The 14,754-nt window shown below is 50.9% G+C and carries 10 protein-coding genes; 5 read left to right on the top strand and 5 right to left on the bottom strand.

Going from position 1 to position 14,754, the window contains the following annotated elements; translation table 11 throughout:
- From ACTJJS_RS07735 to ACTJJS_RS07715, 5 genes are all read right to left on the bottom strand, one after another.
- Window positions 1–1,173, bottom strand: a complete 1,173-nt coding sequence (locus ACTJJS_RS07735; RefSeq protein ID WP_168872356.1) for a hypothetical protein — start codon at window positions 1,171–1,173, stop codon at window positions 1–3.
- Window position 1,174: 1 nt separating this feature from the next.
- On the bottom strand, window positions 1,175–2,878 hold the full coding sequence (locus tag ACTJJS_RS07730; RefSeq protein WP_440663185.1) for a hypothetical protein: 1,704 nt from the start codon (window positions 2,876–2,878) through the stop codon (window positions 1,175–1,177).
- Between the two features lie 31 nt (window positions 2,879–2,909).
- Window positions 2,910–6,389, bottom strand: a complete 3,480-nt coding sequence (locus ACTJJS_RS07725) for a TonB-dependent receptor domain-containing protein (protein WP_440663184.1) — start codon at window positions 6,387–6,389, stop codon at window positions 2,910–2,912.
- Between the two features lie 85 nt (window positions 6,390–6,474).
- The gene (locus ACTJJS_RS07720; protein ID WP_440663183.1) at window positions 6,475–7,440 is read right to left on the bottom strand and encodes a FecR family protein; all 966 of its coding nucleotides are present in this window, start codon (window positions 7,438–7,440) and stop codon (window positions 6,475–6,477) included.
- A 109-nt stretch (window positions 7,441–7,549) separates the two neighbouring features.
- A complete protein-coding gene (locus ACTJJS_RS07715; RefSeq protein ID WP_440663182.1) occupies window positions 7,550–8,119 on the bottom strand; it encodes an RNA polymerase sigma factor in 570 nt (189 codons plus the stop codon).
- 212 nt (window positions 8,120–8,331) lie between these two features.
- Between ACTJJS_RS07715 and ACTJJS_RS07710 the strand changes: the two genes are divergently transcribed.
- The 5 genes from ACTJJS_RS07710 (at window position 8,332) to ACTJJS_RS07690 (ending at window position 14,717) form a co-directional block, all read left to right on the top strand.
- A complete protein-coding gene (locus ACTJJS_RS07710; RefSeq protein WP_440663181.1) occupies window positions 8,332–9,531 on the top strand; it encodes a glycosyltransferase family 87 protein in 1,200 nt (399 codons plus the stop codon).
- A 74-nt stretch (window positions 9,532–9,605) separates the two neighbouring features.
- Entirely contained in the window at window positions 9,606–10,658 is a 1,053-nt protein-coding gene (locus tag ACTJJS_RS07705; protein ID WP_440663180.1) for a sensor histidine kinase, read from the top strand.
- A 9-nt stretch (window positions 10,659–10,667) separates the two neighbouring features.
- Complete coding sequence (locus tag ACTJJS_RS07700; protein ID WP_440663179.1) at window positions 10,668–11,387, top strand: LytR/AlgR family response regulator transcription factor; 720 nt, start codon at window positions 10,668–10,670, stop codon at window positions 11,385–11,387.
- Between the two features lie 23 nt (window positions 11,388–11,410).
- Complete coding sequence (locus tag ACTJJS_RS07695; protein ID WP_440663178.1) at window positions 11,411–13,648, top strand: CocE/NonD family hydrolase; 2,238 nt, start codon at window positions 11,411–11,413, stop codon at window positions 13,646–13,648.
- A gap of 253 nt (window positions 13,649–13,901) precedes the next feature.
- Complete coding sequence (locus ACTJJS_RS07690; protein WP_343743905.1) at window positions 13,902–14,717, top strand: hypothetical protein; 816 nt, start codon at window positions 13,902–13,904, stop codon at window positions 14,715–14,717.
- Window positions 14,718–14,754: the final 37 nt, after the last annotated feature.

The following is a 14,754-nucleotide window of genomic DNA, read 5'->3' as shown; positions in this document are numbered from 1 at the left end:
TTAGTACACAGGTGGTTCATACTTACGCTGGATGGTCATCAAATAAAATTTACCATTGACATATTCGATAGTGTTGACAGTGGCGAAAGACCGGTTTAAATACTTGCCGGAACGGATGGTCACCACCATACCGGTGAGGAAATCCGCCACCGTGCGATAGGCGACATCACCGGGCATACCGGCAGGCCCTATCCGCAGCTCGGAGAAGCGCCCGTTGGATTCGCCCATATATTGTATAAAAGGATTGTTCTCGTAGGTATAGGCAGGTGACAGAAAGGTAAAAGTCTGCGCCATCCTTCCGTCGTATATCTTATTGGCAGTGGTGTCCGGGAACAGCGGAAAGCTGTAATACGGATGTACGGCCGGGTCATGGGAGCGCACTACCTTGTCCATCAGTACACCTATATGACCTGCAACAGGTAAGGGACGGTTCTGTTCATTGACCTTGCCCAGTGAATAATACACATTCATGGTGTCCCGTATCTTCAGGTTAAAGACTTCGGAATTGTTTCGCAATTTTCCGCGTTCAAAAAATCCTGAAGAACTGAGGTTATAGAAATTGACATATACCATCGAATCAGAAAAAGGCTGGTTGATAAATGTCTCCTTCCGTACATAGATACCCGGTGTTTTGGTATCTACATCTTTTTCCAGTACGTGCATGGTATATACTTCCCTGCTACCGAAGTCAATGGTGGTATCAATGATGACCTGGCTGCGCAGGTCTTTCGGCAGCTGAAAGAAGGGCACCTCGCTGATGGGACGGCTGATGAACATCACGCGGTGTTTGCCTGCGGGCACCTGTGCCCAGCTGGACAGGTCGTAGCCATTGAGCACTGGGCCGGCCAATACTTTGGCACTGCCGGGATACTCTGTCTGAAACAGTGTGGTGTTGACCGCATCCGGATAAGGCCTTGCCCATGCGGCGCGTTTATCGAGGAAATCACCGGTAGCTTTGGCGGCAACGGGAATTCCACCTGCATCCAGCTCAGGGTCCAGCAGGAACGTGAGGAACGGTTGCGGCGCTTCCTTGTTGTCAACAGTGATATTATAGTCCAGGTTATTGAATATCCGCAGGTAGGCCGGCTCGGCAATGGTAGTGTATTCCGTTTTCCGGCAGGCCGCACCCACAGCTATCCACAGTAAAAGCAAAAGGATAATTCTGTTATTCATGTTACTGATTATGTTTGATAATGATCATCCGGGCCTTTTCGCTTCCCGGCTTGCTGGTATTGAGGTTGCCGATCAGTGCCACGGTATATACACCGGTTTCGCTGATGGGCGAACGTCCGGCAGGATACAGTTCCGGGCGGGCGATAAAATCACGGCTCCGCAGTGGTGTAACCTCCCGCAGCCAGTTGCCCGGTATCACATTTTCCGCAGAGGCATAGGCCAGCACGCTTTGATAAAAATTGGCATCCAGCATCACGTAAGGGTTCTTCACCATCGGGACGCCCAGTTGCAGGCGCTGACCAGCAAGCGTAGTACCCAGCACCTGCCCGTCATCTGTTGTGAAAGTGGCTTCCGGCAGATCAGGACAGAAATTCATAAAGCGTATCCAGCTGGGGAATTCGATTTTAGTAGTGCTGTAGCTGCCATCTTCCGTGGCGCCGGAATAAAAGCTGTTGCTCAGGTTATTGGCCACTATGCTGATCGCCGCTTTACCGTTTTTTTCATATACCCATATCGTATTATTATCACCCGGTATCAGCGATACCGTACTGTCGGTCAGCGCCGTGCCGGCGGCGTCGGTCACTTTTACCACATGCGTGCCCGTTATATATGGTTTAAAAGCGGAAGCTGCTGAAAAAGCGAGGGCATTGCCCAGCATATTTCCATCCACCGATACGCTGACAGATTTGCCAGGTAGTACATTGATAGCCTGTAACCGGGCATAGGTATTGTTTTGCGGCTCTGCATCAGCGATGATGCGGAAAGCATTGTTTTTGCCGGGATAAGTTTCGCCGTTGTCACTACCGGTAGGATAACGGAAAGTGGGCTGATCGGCTACCACAATGGTATACACACCCCCTGGCTGATAAGTCTTTAACGGTGCGAAGGTCAGCTTGCTGTCCACAAAACCGTTTACACGGGGCTTGGCTTTTACGCCAGGTAACATGATGGTGCCCGTCGGTGGGTTGATCACGTTGAACTCCTGCGTGCTGCCTCCTACGCCCGGCACCATCTGACCGTCCATGGCCATTACTTTCAACTGGTAAGTGCCGTAAGGCAGTTCCACATATTCGGAATACTGTCCTACTCCAATATTATCCAGTCCGGCTACTGTTGTGCCATCAGCCCACACTACCCGCATATTGCCGCCGAAGGCTGCGCTGGAAGAGCTGAGGTTCAACAGCCGCACTTTACAGTGCTCCGGGTTCGCCGGCGGTGATACTGAGCGGGGAATAGCAAACAATGAATCCGTCAATTGCCCGGTATTAGGCGCGAAATAAGTGAAGTAATAATCCACCGGATGGTTAAAATCATCCTTCGCCACAAAACCTCTGGTCAGCGCCAGCGAGAAACTACGTACAAAGGATGCAAAACGTATATCCTTCACCGTTCCATCAGCACTAACAAGTTGTTGCGGGATGGTATAGGTAAGGCCCATACGGCCCGTTTCCGGGAAAAAAGGCGTGCCCTTCGTGGTGTTTTCATCATAGTAACCCTCATAATTGGGCAACATAAAAGCAGACAGCTGCTTTCCATTCACCATCAGCTCCGTGGCCCCGCGCAGGTTCACAATACGAACGCTGGAAGCTGCATCGGCCTGCGGATTAACGCGGTTGTCATACGTAAAGTCCTCTTTTTTGGTGCAGGACGTTAATACGCCGGCACTCAACAGGTACAACATCACCGTGTGTAAGCATCTTTTCATTGTATTCAGATTAGCTTGTTTCAGTTAGTATTTACAGGGTGTAGCTCAGTCCCAGCATGATCTCGGTACCGCGTTTATAACTGCGGCGGATATACTCTTTTCCGTAGTATCTGCCACCGGTGTTGGGATTGGCATACACTTCCTGCAACGGACGGTCCAGGATGTTTTTGGCATACCCTTTAAACATCAGGCGTTTGTAGATACGCTGGCTCAGCACGAAGTCCAGGACAGGATTGGGCCTGGTGTACAGGTCAGGCGTACCATCGAGGTTCACCTGTATCAATCGCTCTCCCACCATGTTGAACGTTGTAGTCACATCGGTACCTGACTTGCTGTTGAAATAGTTGAGGAACACGTTAATGGAATAAGGGGCCTGTTCAAACAACGGACTGTTGGACGGCGCGCGGCGGTCCAGTGCCTGTGAGGCCTGCATTCTTTCTGCTGTTTTTTTGATTTCGCTTTGCGCAAGCAATAGGTTGGCGCCCAGGTTAAAGTGGTTGAGCGCCGGCACCAGGGTGCCCAGATTCTTTACAGCTTCCAGCTCTATCCCGTATACGCGCCCTTTGTTAGGATCGTTCTGGAACTCAATAGCGGGGAACTCCGGGAAACGTGCATCCAGACCGGAAGTCTGTTGTTTATATACTTTCGTCAGCTGGTTATCGATCTCTTTATAAAAAACAGAAGCAGACAACACCTCTCCTGCGGAAGGAAACCATTCCCAACGGAAATCGTAATTGGTGGTCAGCTGGTTTTTCAGTTTCGGGTTGCCTACTACCAACGCAAACTGGAACGGATCGAAGTCAAAAACGTTGGTCAGTTCCCGTAGTTCCGGACGCGCCAGGGAATTGCTGTAGCCCAGGCGGAAATTCATTTTCTTGTTCAGTGTATAAGTCAGGTTAGCAGAGTAGTAAGGCTTGTAATCTGTTTTGTAGATAGAGTTGGGTTCGGTATATACCAGGTTCACTTTGTTGCCGTCTTTGTCGGGCGTACTGATGGAGGGATCGAGGAATACGCCGGAAGTGTCTACCGCGGCCTGGATGTCTGTCAGCTCGAAACGTACACCGCCCGTGAGCCGCAGGTTGTCCGTCAGGTGCAGGTCGAGCATGCCATAGAAAGCGCGTGTTTCATAAAACCCTTTATAGTTGTTGGGGGATTTCTGGATATTATACAGGAAACCACCGACAACAGGCTGGCCTTCGGGATTGTAAGCAGACGGCGGACGCACACCTATACGGTCATAACCTACGAGGCGGTTCAGGTCACCATTTACTTCATACAACGGCAAAGCCTTGTTGGCGGAGTAATTGGAGCCAGGCAGGAACAATACGTTCTCTGTGAATTCGCGCTTGCGGTGCAGATAGTTGGCACCTGTTTTAAATTCCTGCCTTAGCCCCGCCACTTTAAAAGGAATGGTCAGATCAGCTTTATAGTTATAGTTTGTTTCATGCAGCTTACGGAAACGGCGGCCGTTAGGATCGGCCTGGATAATGCCGTAAGGGCCATAGCCATTCACGTAGCCGGACACCAGGGAGTACAGGTCCGGGGTATACGCCCAGTCATAAGTGCCGCCCGGCATCTGGGTAGGCTTCTGATAAGCGCCGCCACCAACGGGTTTGTAGTCCGCCAGGTTCACAAAACGGTAATCCGGATCATCCTGACTGGAAGAGGAAGTAGCCAGGTTATAACTCAATCGCGGGCTGTATTCCCCTTTCAGGAACTTGTGTTCACCCTGCAGGTTAAAAGTATTAAGGGTACGGTAGCTCTGTTTGAGGGAGTAGATGATATTGGAGACGGTGCCTGGCAAGCCGGTATACTCATATGCGCCATAGAGGTTGGTGGCTTTGGTTTCCGCGCCACGGCTGCCCAGGTACTGCATGCTGATTTCATGCTGCGGGTTAAAGCGGTATGCCAGTCCGCCCAAAAATCCATAGTTAAGGGTTTGAACACCGGTATTCTCTTTATATGTGAGATACTTTCCCAGATGAATATTATTTGGGGTGATATAGTTCGGGATGATCCGCGGGCTGTACACATCGTTGCTACCGGTGAGCACCCCCTGGTAGATGCTCCACTGGTTGAGCTCTCCGCCGTGGATATCTGTTACGCGGCTGTAGTAGTTGGCGCCGGCAATGATACCTACCTGGTGTTTTTTAAATACTTTGAAGTTGTTACCGTAGGTGAGTGCATACTGCTGGTTGAGCGGTGCCGATTTATATTGTGTGGTCAGCACGGGATCAAACTGATGCATGATGCGGTTAATGCGTGCAGCCTCGGCCTGCATGGCAGGATCGTTGCGGCTGAAGGCGATTTTGTCCTGTATCTCGCGCAGGCCGTTGGGGTATTGTTTGGCGAGTGCCTGGAATTCGTCGCTAAGGCCTTTGCTTTTGATTTTTCCGCCGAGGAAACCACTTTCACTGTTATAGAAACTGTTCATTTTTCCACCGAGGCCTACCTGTGTATTGAAGCCGCTCTGGATGGTGATATTGAACGTTTCACGGTCAGGGATGGATTTTGTTTTCAGCTCTACGATACCGGCGGAAGCATCTGCCGGTTTATCGGGCGTGCTGCTTTTATAAACGGTGATATTGTCCAGCAGGCTGGAAGGCACCAGGTCGAGGGGGATAGCGCTGCGGTCCGGATCGGAAGATGCGAGGCGTACGCCGTTGAGTTGTCCTATCACGCTGCGGTCGCCGAGGCCGCGGATGGCCACGTATTTCTCATCGGTGATCGTTACGCCGGACACACGCTGCAAAGCCTGCGTGGTGGTGATACTGGCGGTTCTTTCGATGTTCTGTGCGGAGATACCGTCGGATATCACGGCCGCGTTTTTACGGTCGTTAAGCAGCGACGCTTCCGTATTGGTACGGCGACGGGCTTCCACCGTTACGCCGCCGAGTGTTTTGCTGTCGGGCTGGATATGGATGTCCAGCGCTTTGCTGGCGCCTACTTTCACCATTTTGGTGGCATAGCCCACGAAGTAGACCACCAGTACGTCCACGGTGTCTTTTACTTCTACGGTGAAGCGGCCGCCGGCATCGGCGGTGAGATGATTACCGTTGCTCTGTACCAGTATCTCTGCACCTCCGATAGGCATGTTCTTTTTAGCATCTCTAACGACACCGCTTACAGTGCGCCATTTGCGGGGCGTTTCCGTTTTGGGCTGCGCTTTGCGGATGACGATCTTTTTATTGTCGGCCATTTCAAACTCCAGGCCGGTGCCCTGCAGCAGGTACACCACCACTTCCTGTACGCTTTTGTTGTCGAAGCCGATGTTGTATTTTTTGCCGGTGGCATTCACTTCGGCCGGGTTGTAAAAGAAAGTGACGCCGCCGCGTTGCTGCACCATTTCGAGGCAGCGGACCAGTCCTTCGTTTTTAAAGCTGACACTGATCTTTTTAGCCAGCGCGTTGTCCTGGGCGGCCGCTGTTGTCAGGAAACTCAACACCAGCGCAAGGCTGCACACCCATCTCCACCCTGTCTGTTTTAATCCCGGTAAAATTTTTTCCTTCATTCGTTTTGATTGTTTTTTGAAAAAGATCCCCCGTTACCACCGCTGGCGCGGTGGTGTAAACAGGTGAGTGTTTTAGTTTTAGCTGTTAGTTGCTGATGTTTATTGTTCCGTCTTTATGTTTCTGAATGGTCAGCCGGTAAGACAAGGCGATCACTTTCAGCATGTCCGGCAAAGGATCGCCGGCATCGAAGGCGCCGGTAAATTTCAGCTGACGGATGCTGGTATCGCTGACCTGTATTTTTACTTTGAACAGATTTTCGATTTCGCGGAAGACTTCCGATAGGGACGCATTGTTAAAAACGAGCTGCTTGGTGGTCCACCCGAGGTCTGCCTCATGATGACGGTTGATGTTCACGACGCCGCCGGCTTCATCATAAAACAGTTCCTGGTTGGCCGTCAGCTGTGTGACGGGGAAGCCTTTTGTTTCGGCAGAAACGGCCACGCGGCCTGTTTTTACGCTTACCCTCGCCGCCTGTACGTGGCTGCTGTCGGTCATCACAAAGGAGGTGCCCAGTACCTGTACCTGCAGGTGCGGGGCGGTAATGGTGAACGCTGCGGAAGGGTTGTGTGTAACAGTAAAGAACGCTTCCCCATTGAGCCGCACCTGGCGTTTTTTTCCACGGAAATGACGGGGATAGCTGATTTCGCTGCCGGCATTGAGTACCACGACGGTGCTATCCGGCAGTACGACCTGCTTTACCTGGAAAGCGCGTGCGGTAACTGTTTCCAGCGGTACGGGATCTATAGCGTCGAGGATATCGTACTGGTATTTCCAGGCGAGGGAAGCGCCGCCCAGCAGCACGATACAGGCGGCCGCTATGCTGCGCATTTTTGAAAAACGTATAACCTTTCCTGTTGGTCCTTCGTTCATTTCAAGGCGCAGGCGCTCCAGCACTTCCTGCCGGTAAACTTCGCTTTGCGGAGAGGCGGGTGTTTGCCGGGCTTCGTCCAGCGCTGATCCATACCATGTTTCTATCAGCGCAGTTTCCTTACCCGAGGCATTTCCTGCCAGGTACCTGTTGATGATCCGTTTTAGTTGTGCTACATTCATAATGACCGTATATCAGGCGCTCCATGCCTTCGGGTAAAAAACTGAACTTCTCTATCTATATGTTCCCGGGAAAGAGGGTATTGTCCCGTTCGGTCAGGTTAAGGAATTATTAACAAACAAAAAGATCGGCCAGAACAAGGGCAACAGCAATGTGGTGGCGGAGCGTCTTCAGCGCGATGTGCAACTGGTTACGGACGGTTTTTTCGGATACGCCCATCCGTTCAGCTATTTCAGCGATGGACAGCTGCTGGCGACGGCTCAGCAGAAACATTTCCCGGGTGCGGGGCGGCAGTGTTTCCAGCTGGGAGGATATCTCATTAAAAAGGTCGGATTCATGAAGTTTATGCCAGATGCTGTTGAGCACCGGCAGGTAATGTTCGTGTACCCGGTCCAGGTGTTCGGGTTTGTCGAGTATTTCCTTTAGCCGTTTCAGTGACTGGTACCGCACGGCCTGTAACAGGTAATGTTGCAGGGAACCGGTGATCTCCAGTTGTTCCCTTCTTCCCCACAGGGAGATGTACACCATTTGCACCACGTCCTTGGCGTCGTCTTCTGATTTGAGTATGCGTTCTGCTAATGCGTACAATAGCTGCCAGTGCTTGTTGAAACAGGTTTCAAAAGCCTTTTTATCGCCATCCTTGATCTGTTGGAGCAACTCGAAATCTTCACGGGTTTGCATGAGCAACTGCTTTTTTTGACATTGCCCTGCAAAGTAAAGCAATCCGTTTTCGGGGTTATTTTAATTTAATGTTATCAATTATTTTTACCAAGCGATGCTGTAACTCTGTCGTTTTTAAATACAATTAAAAACAATGTGATAATTTTTCAGTCGGTCGATGGAGGGAATAATCAATACCTGCGTTTATGATACAGAGAGTTAATTGATTTATTGTGCCAAAGCAACATTTACCTACGCCTGTATTTTCACTGTCCGTCGCCAACCGGCTGCCATCTTGGTTTCAACGTCCGCTGACAGTGACTGTACTGTATTTCATCGGTACGCTGGTATTGTTTATCCAGTCACTGGCGACACAGCGATATAATAACTTTATTATTTTCCGCAGCTCGTGGGACCACATGCTGCATCATATGCCGTTATATCAACTTTATCCCGATACCTATTTCGACTATTTTTTATATCACCCTACTTTCCCTATACTTTTTGCGCCACTGGCCATTTTACCGGTCACGCTGGGGCTTTTTATCTGGCTGATGGGCAGCGCCGGTCTTTTTCTGTACGCCCTGCGTCAGTTGCCGGTAGCTGCCAACAAGCGCTATATCATCAGCTGGCTGCTGTTGTTGGAGCTGTTGAACGCCATCCAGTCCTCGCAGACGAACCCCATCATGGCAGCGCTGATGTTGCTCACCGTGATTAACCTGGACCGTGGTAAACCTATGCTGGCCGCGCTGTTCACTTGTATTTGTTTTTTCATCAAAGGATATGGCGCCATTACCGGCCTGGTATTTCTTTTCTACGACAGGAAGCTCACCTACCTCAGTTACTGTGCGTTGTTTGGCATCATCGGCACCCTGCTGCCGCTGGTGGTGATGTCGCCGGCGGAGCTGTTACAGGCTTATCATGATTGGTTTAAGCTGATCACGAGCCCTGTCATTCTGGAAGACGGTTCCGTACGCGGAATGATCTATGCGATGCTGCATCTGCCACAACAATCCGGGGGCATCATCGGGAAGACCGTTACCGCACTGGCTTTTTCAGGCCTCGTGTCCGCACTTTATTTTGCCTGGAAAAACAGGCCGTTGCACTATCACTGGATCATTGCAGGCTACCTCCTGCTCTGGGTGGTATTGTTTAATCAAAGTACCGAATCACCTACCTATATCATGGCGGTGACCGGCGCCGTGGCCGGACTGATGATGCTGCCCGAACGGCCGCTGTCTGTCATCCTGCTGGGACTGCTGGTGTTGGTCACCTCCCTCTGTCCTACTGACCTCGTGCCTTCCTTCATCAACAAGGTGGCCGTAAACTATCAGCTGAAAGCGCTGCCCTGCCTGCTGGTGCTGCTGTATTTTCAGTATTACCTGTGTTTCACTCAACCAGATGATACTTCGCGGCAGCAGCTGGCCGTATAGGCGCTTGTCCCCGTTTTACGGCGCTCCTGTACTTTACTTTTTTATGTCCGGCGGAACGGCTTACTTTGTCCGGTATGAAAAAGCTGACGCCTTTATCACCTTACTGGCAGTGCCAGCTGGCCGGCTGGACGATCGCCGCCCTTTACTGGGAGGTGGACGCTTTTCTGCGCAGCCCGACTTTTAGCTACTCCTTTGCCGCGCTCAATTTCGTAGCGGACATCGGCGTCAACATATTGCTGACGCATAGCTACCGCCGGCTGGCGCTGCAACACGACTGGCATCTGTTGCGCCCCAAACCATTGATGCTGCGCATTATTCCTGCCATCGTAGTACTGGCGCTCTGCTTCGCCCTCGCGGTGACACTGCGTTTCTACTGGTTGGGCTCTCATGAACAAACATTTTTCCGGTACCTGCAAACCAACAGCCAGGTGCCATTGATGACAGGCATCCGTACCATGGCTATCTGGGTGCTCGCATGGCACCTTTATCATTATGCCCGGCAACAAAATGCGGCCGCGCGTGAAAACGCCCGGTTACAGCTGCTGGCAAAAGAAATGCAGCTCGACAATCTCACGGCTCAACTCAATCCGCATTTCTTTTTTAATTCGTTAAACAATATCAAATCACTGGTGCTGGAAGATCCAATGCTGGCACGCAGGGCCATTGACCTGCTCTCCGACCTGCTGCGCAATGCGTTGTACAAACGGTCCGATCAACTAGTGACGCTGCAGGAAGAACTGCAACTGGTCGGCGATTACCTGGAACTGGAGAAACTGCGTTTCGAAGACCGGCTGCAGGCAGATATCCGTACTGACCCTGCACTGACAGGCATTGCCGTGCCACCACTTAGTATTCAGACGCTGGTGGAAAACGCTATTAAACACGGTATCGCACATAGTATAGCAGGCGGTTGCGTCACCATCAGCGTCGCGAGGAACGGCGATCAGATCTGTTTGTCGGTACAAAATCCGGGGGTATTACAATCGTCCGTTTCCGGCGGGCTGGGCATCCGTAACCTGCGCGAGCGGCTGCTGCTGCAGTTTCAGGGGCGTGCCTCTTTTCACATAACAGCGTTGCCGGAACTACAGGTATTGTCTGTTATTTCCATCCCGTTTGTGGAGCTATAATAAAACAGCATGCAAAAGATACAGGTAGTGATCATAGACGATGAACGCGCCGCCCGGGAAGAAATCAAACGGGCGTTGCTGCCATACACCGATTATGAAGTGGCGGGAGAAGCCCGCCACGTGCCCGAAGCCCTGGCGCTCGCTAGGGATATACAGCCCGGCCTGTTGTTCCTTGACATACAAATGCCTGGCACCAATGGCTTCGAGCTGTTGGCCCAACTCACGAATGTACCTGACGTTATTTTTACAACAGCCTATGACACTTACGCCGTTCAGGCTTTCGACAGCAATGCGCTGGACTATCTGTTGAAACCTTTCCGTACAGAACGGTTTGCACAGGCCATGGAAAAACACCGCACCAAAGTGCGGGAACGGGCGGCATTGTCCGGCAGCACGGTACCCGACAAACAGTTATTCATCAAAGATGGCGATCAATGTTTTTTCCTGCGGCAAAACGATATCTACCTGATAGAGTCGGTGAACAATTACGCCCGTATCTGGTCAGCCGACAGGCAGGCGTTGATCAAAACCTCGCTGAACCAGCTGGAAGAGCGGCTCGATCCCGCCTGTTTTTTCCGGGCCAACAGGAACCAGTTGGTGCATGCCCGTTATATCACCGATATTACGCCTGTCGACGGAGGCCGGCTGCAGCTGATTATCCGCGGAGACATATCCGTCATCGTGTCCGGCCGGCAGACCGTTCGTTTCAAACAGTGGAATAAAATGTAATCCTCCCTTTAATACTTTATAAGATGATTTTCAAGAGACTTATTCTCCTGCCGGCATTGTTATGCCTGTACGGGAACATCATTGCACAGTCCTTTGTATTTCCGCGCGAAGCCGCCACCCATCCGGAAATCCTCGCCCGCGAAATGCCCGTCCTGGCAGCAAAATTGCTGCCACAGCTCCATCCCGGGCAAGATACCTGGGCTTACCTGCAACAGTTGCTGATGGTGCAGCTGACCGCCCGGCAATATGCCGCTGCCCTCGCCACCATTCAGCAGTACCGCGATGCCTATGCGCAAAGTGATCCCGAAAAAGCAGCCGTGCGGTTTATTCAATACGAAAGCTATGCGCATGCCATGCAGCGCAGACAGTCCACGGATGAAGCCTTCCGGGAATCGTTCCGGATATCACTGTCACGGCTGCACGCCAACAGCAGGTATGACATTGATAACTGGTATACCGCCGATAGCGCCTTCCTGACCGCCGATCTGCATCGGCAGTTGGCCCAGCAGGCCGCACAGGACAGTATTTCCCTGCCAGACGCCATACAGCTGTGCCGGCGGTATACCGCATGGCAACTGATGCCCCGTATTGCCGCCATGGCCGCGCCGCTGTTACGGCAGGTGGACCGTGACCACTACCTCATCCGCGACAGCCTGCTGATAAATACACGCGATGGCGCCCGTGTGTCTGCAATAGTAGTGAGGCCCAGGCGTCAGCAGGGACCGTTGCCCGTTATCTTTTTCTTCACTATCTACACCGAAGTGGCTAATCTCACCATAGCCAAAGAAGCAGCCGACAAAGGTTATGTGGGCGTAGTGGCCAATACCAGGGGAAAACGCCTTAGTCCGGAAGCAACGGAGCCTTACGAGCGTGACGGCCATGACGCCCGCGACGTGATCGACTGGATCAGCAGGCAGCCCTGGTGCAATGGCAGCATCGGTATGTACGGCGGCAGTTACGTAGGCTTCACGCAATGGGCGGCTGTCAAGGATGGCGTGCCGCCTGCGCTGAAAACGATTGTGCCTTCCGCCGCCGTGGTGCCAGGTTATGACGTGCCAAAAGAAAACAATGTATTCATGAGCTTCGTATATCCGTGGATACCTTATGTGACCAATAACAAATTCCTGGACAATGTAACATACAACGACCGGAACCGCTGGCGCAATATGCAGTTCAACTGGTATCACAGCGGCGCGGCCTATCAAACGCTGGACAGCGTGGACGGCACGCCCAATCCCATTTTTCGCCGCTGGCTGAAACATCCGGCTTATGATGCGTACTGGCAAAACATGACAGCTTATAAGGAAGACTTCTCCCGGATCAACATTCCCATACTGAGTACTACCGGTTACTTCGATGGCGCGCAAATCGGCGCCATGTATTACTTCCGCGAGCACCTTCGGTACCACCCCAACGCAGAGCACTACCTCGTTATCGGGCCGTTCGACCACCTGGGCTGCCAGCATGTACCGGCCCCTTACCTCAACGGCTATACGTTAGACAGTGTGGCACGCATCAGTATCCATCAGTTGATTTACCAGTGGTTTGACCACATCCTCAAGGGCGGCCCCAAACCTGCGCTGCTGAAGGACCGTATCAATTACCAGGTAATGGGCACCAATCAGTGGAAACATGCGGCTTCCCTGCAGCAGATGAACAATGATACACTGACGTTTTACCTGGCGCCGCAACAGTTGTCACAACGACCACCTGCTGATACAGCATTTATTTCACAGCAGGCAGACCTTTCCGGCAGGAGCGGTCCGTTTACAGGCAACTACATTCTCCCCAGCCTTATCAATAACAGCATCAATACGGCCAATGGCCTTGTGTTTATAAGTGAACCATTGCCGGCTGATATTTGCATCAACGGGTCTTTCTTTGGCCAGCTGCAGGTCATCCCTAATAAAAAAGATATAGACCTTGGTATCAACCTGTATGAGCAAACGCCCGACGGGCGGTACTTTCAGCTTTCCTATTTCCTAGGGCGGGCCAGCTATGCCGTCAGCCTGGAAAAGCGTCACCTACTGACACCAGGCAGCATCAATGATATTTCGTTTAGTAATACCCGTATGATCAGCAAACGATTATCAAAAGGCAGCCGGCTTGTAGTGGTGATCAATATCAACCAAAATCCGTTTGAACAAATCAATTATGGCACAGGGAAAGATGTCAGCGAAGAAACGATTAACGATGCCGGTAAGCCGGTGAAGCTGCGGTGGAGAAATGACAGCTATATTAAAATTGGTATCTCACACTAGAAAAGATCACTTGACAAGAATATATTTATTGTAAAATTTTTATTTACAAACAATTTGATATAATCAAAATAAAATATATTTTAGTGTCCGACAGTAACAGACCCAGTTTGTAAACCATAAAAAACGAGGAATAATACATCACACATAACAACCTATGAAAAACAGTTACCAGGCCACGGGCATGGAGGTTACCGTTTTTGACTATTATCAATAAGCGAACTATTCAATTATCAAATCACATACATAACAACCTATGAAAAAACAATTACTCGCACTGGCGGGCATCGCCGTATTGTTTGCAGCCTGTTCCAAAAAAGATGATGCACCTGCTGAAAACCCACTCACCGGCCTGCTGAAAGGCATGTACAGCGTAACAGACACCAGCCGCATTGAATACAACAACGACAAAACCGTATCCAAAATATCCTACGGATGGATCGATGGCACAGATGTTGGCGGCGGTATCACCACCGTGAAATACGCTAACAACAGGGTATCTGAAATCTGGGAAACCACTTACGCGGAATCAAAAGTATTTGGGCCGAACGAACTGGTTGCCCAATTTGTATATGTGGACAACAAGATCCAAAAGATCATCAATCCGGCTAAAACCAACGACTACCTATACTATGATTCTGCACGTTATAATGCCAGCGGAAAAATTGAGAAAGTATTCAGTATCGGTGGCATGAAACCCAATATCTATAAAAATAGTACAGACTCCATCGTGTGGACAGGTAACAACATTACCAAGGTAATACATGAGAGCTTCTATTTGCAGGATGGAGTTGAGGTGCTTGGCTCTACCTATACGGACACCTACACGTTTGACGACAAACCAAACTGGCAGGGGCCTATCGGAGCAGCCGGGATGGAAGGCGGTTTTGCCCCAGAAGCGCTCAATGCCAACAACATCCTGACACATACAAGAACGCAGGAAGGACAGGCCGACCGTACCAATACGTATGCCTACGAATACGAGAAAAACAAAGTCATCAAAAGAACAGCTACCTATGTGTTTGACCAACGTGCCGGTACAGAGGTATCAGTTTTTGAATACTATAAATAATTAAGATCACCATCAAACAAAAGAGCCGTAGCATCTG

Origin of the sequence: Chitinophaga sp. 22308 (assembly GCF_052045305.1) — a bacterium.
GTDB lineage: Bacteria > Bacteroidota > Bacteroidia > Chitinophagales > Chitinophagaceae > Chitinophaga > Chitinophaga varians_A.
Note: the sequence above shows the minus strand (reverse complement) of the source record. Positions and strands in the feature narration are given on the sequence as shown.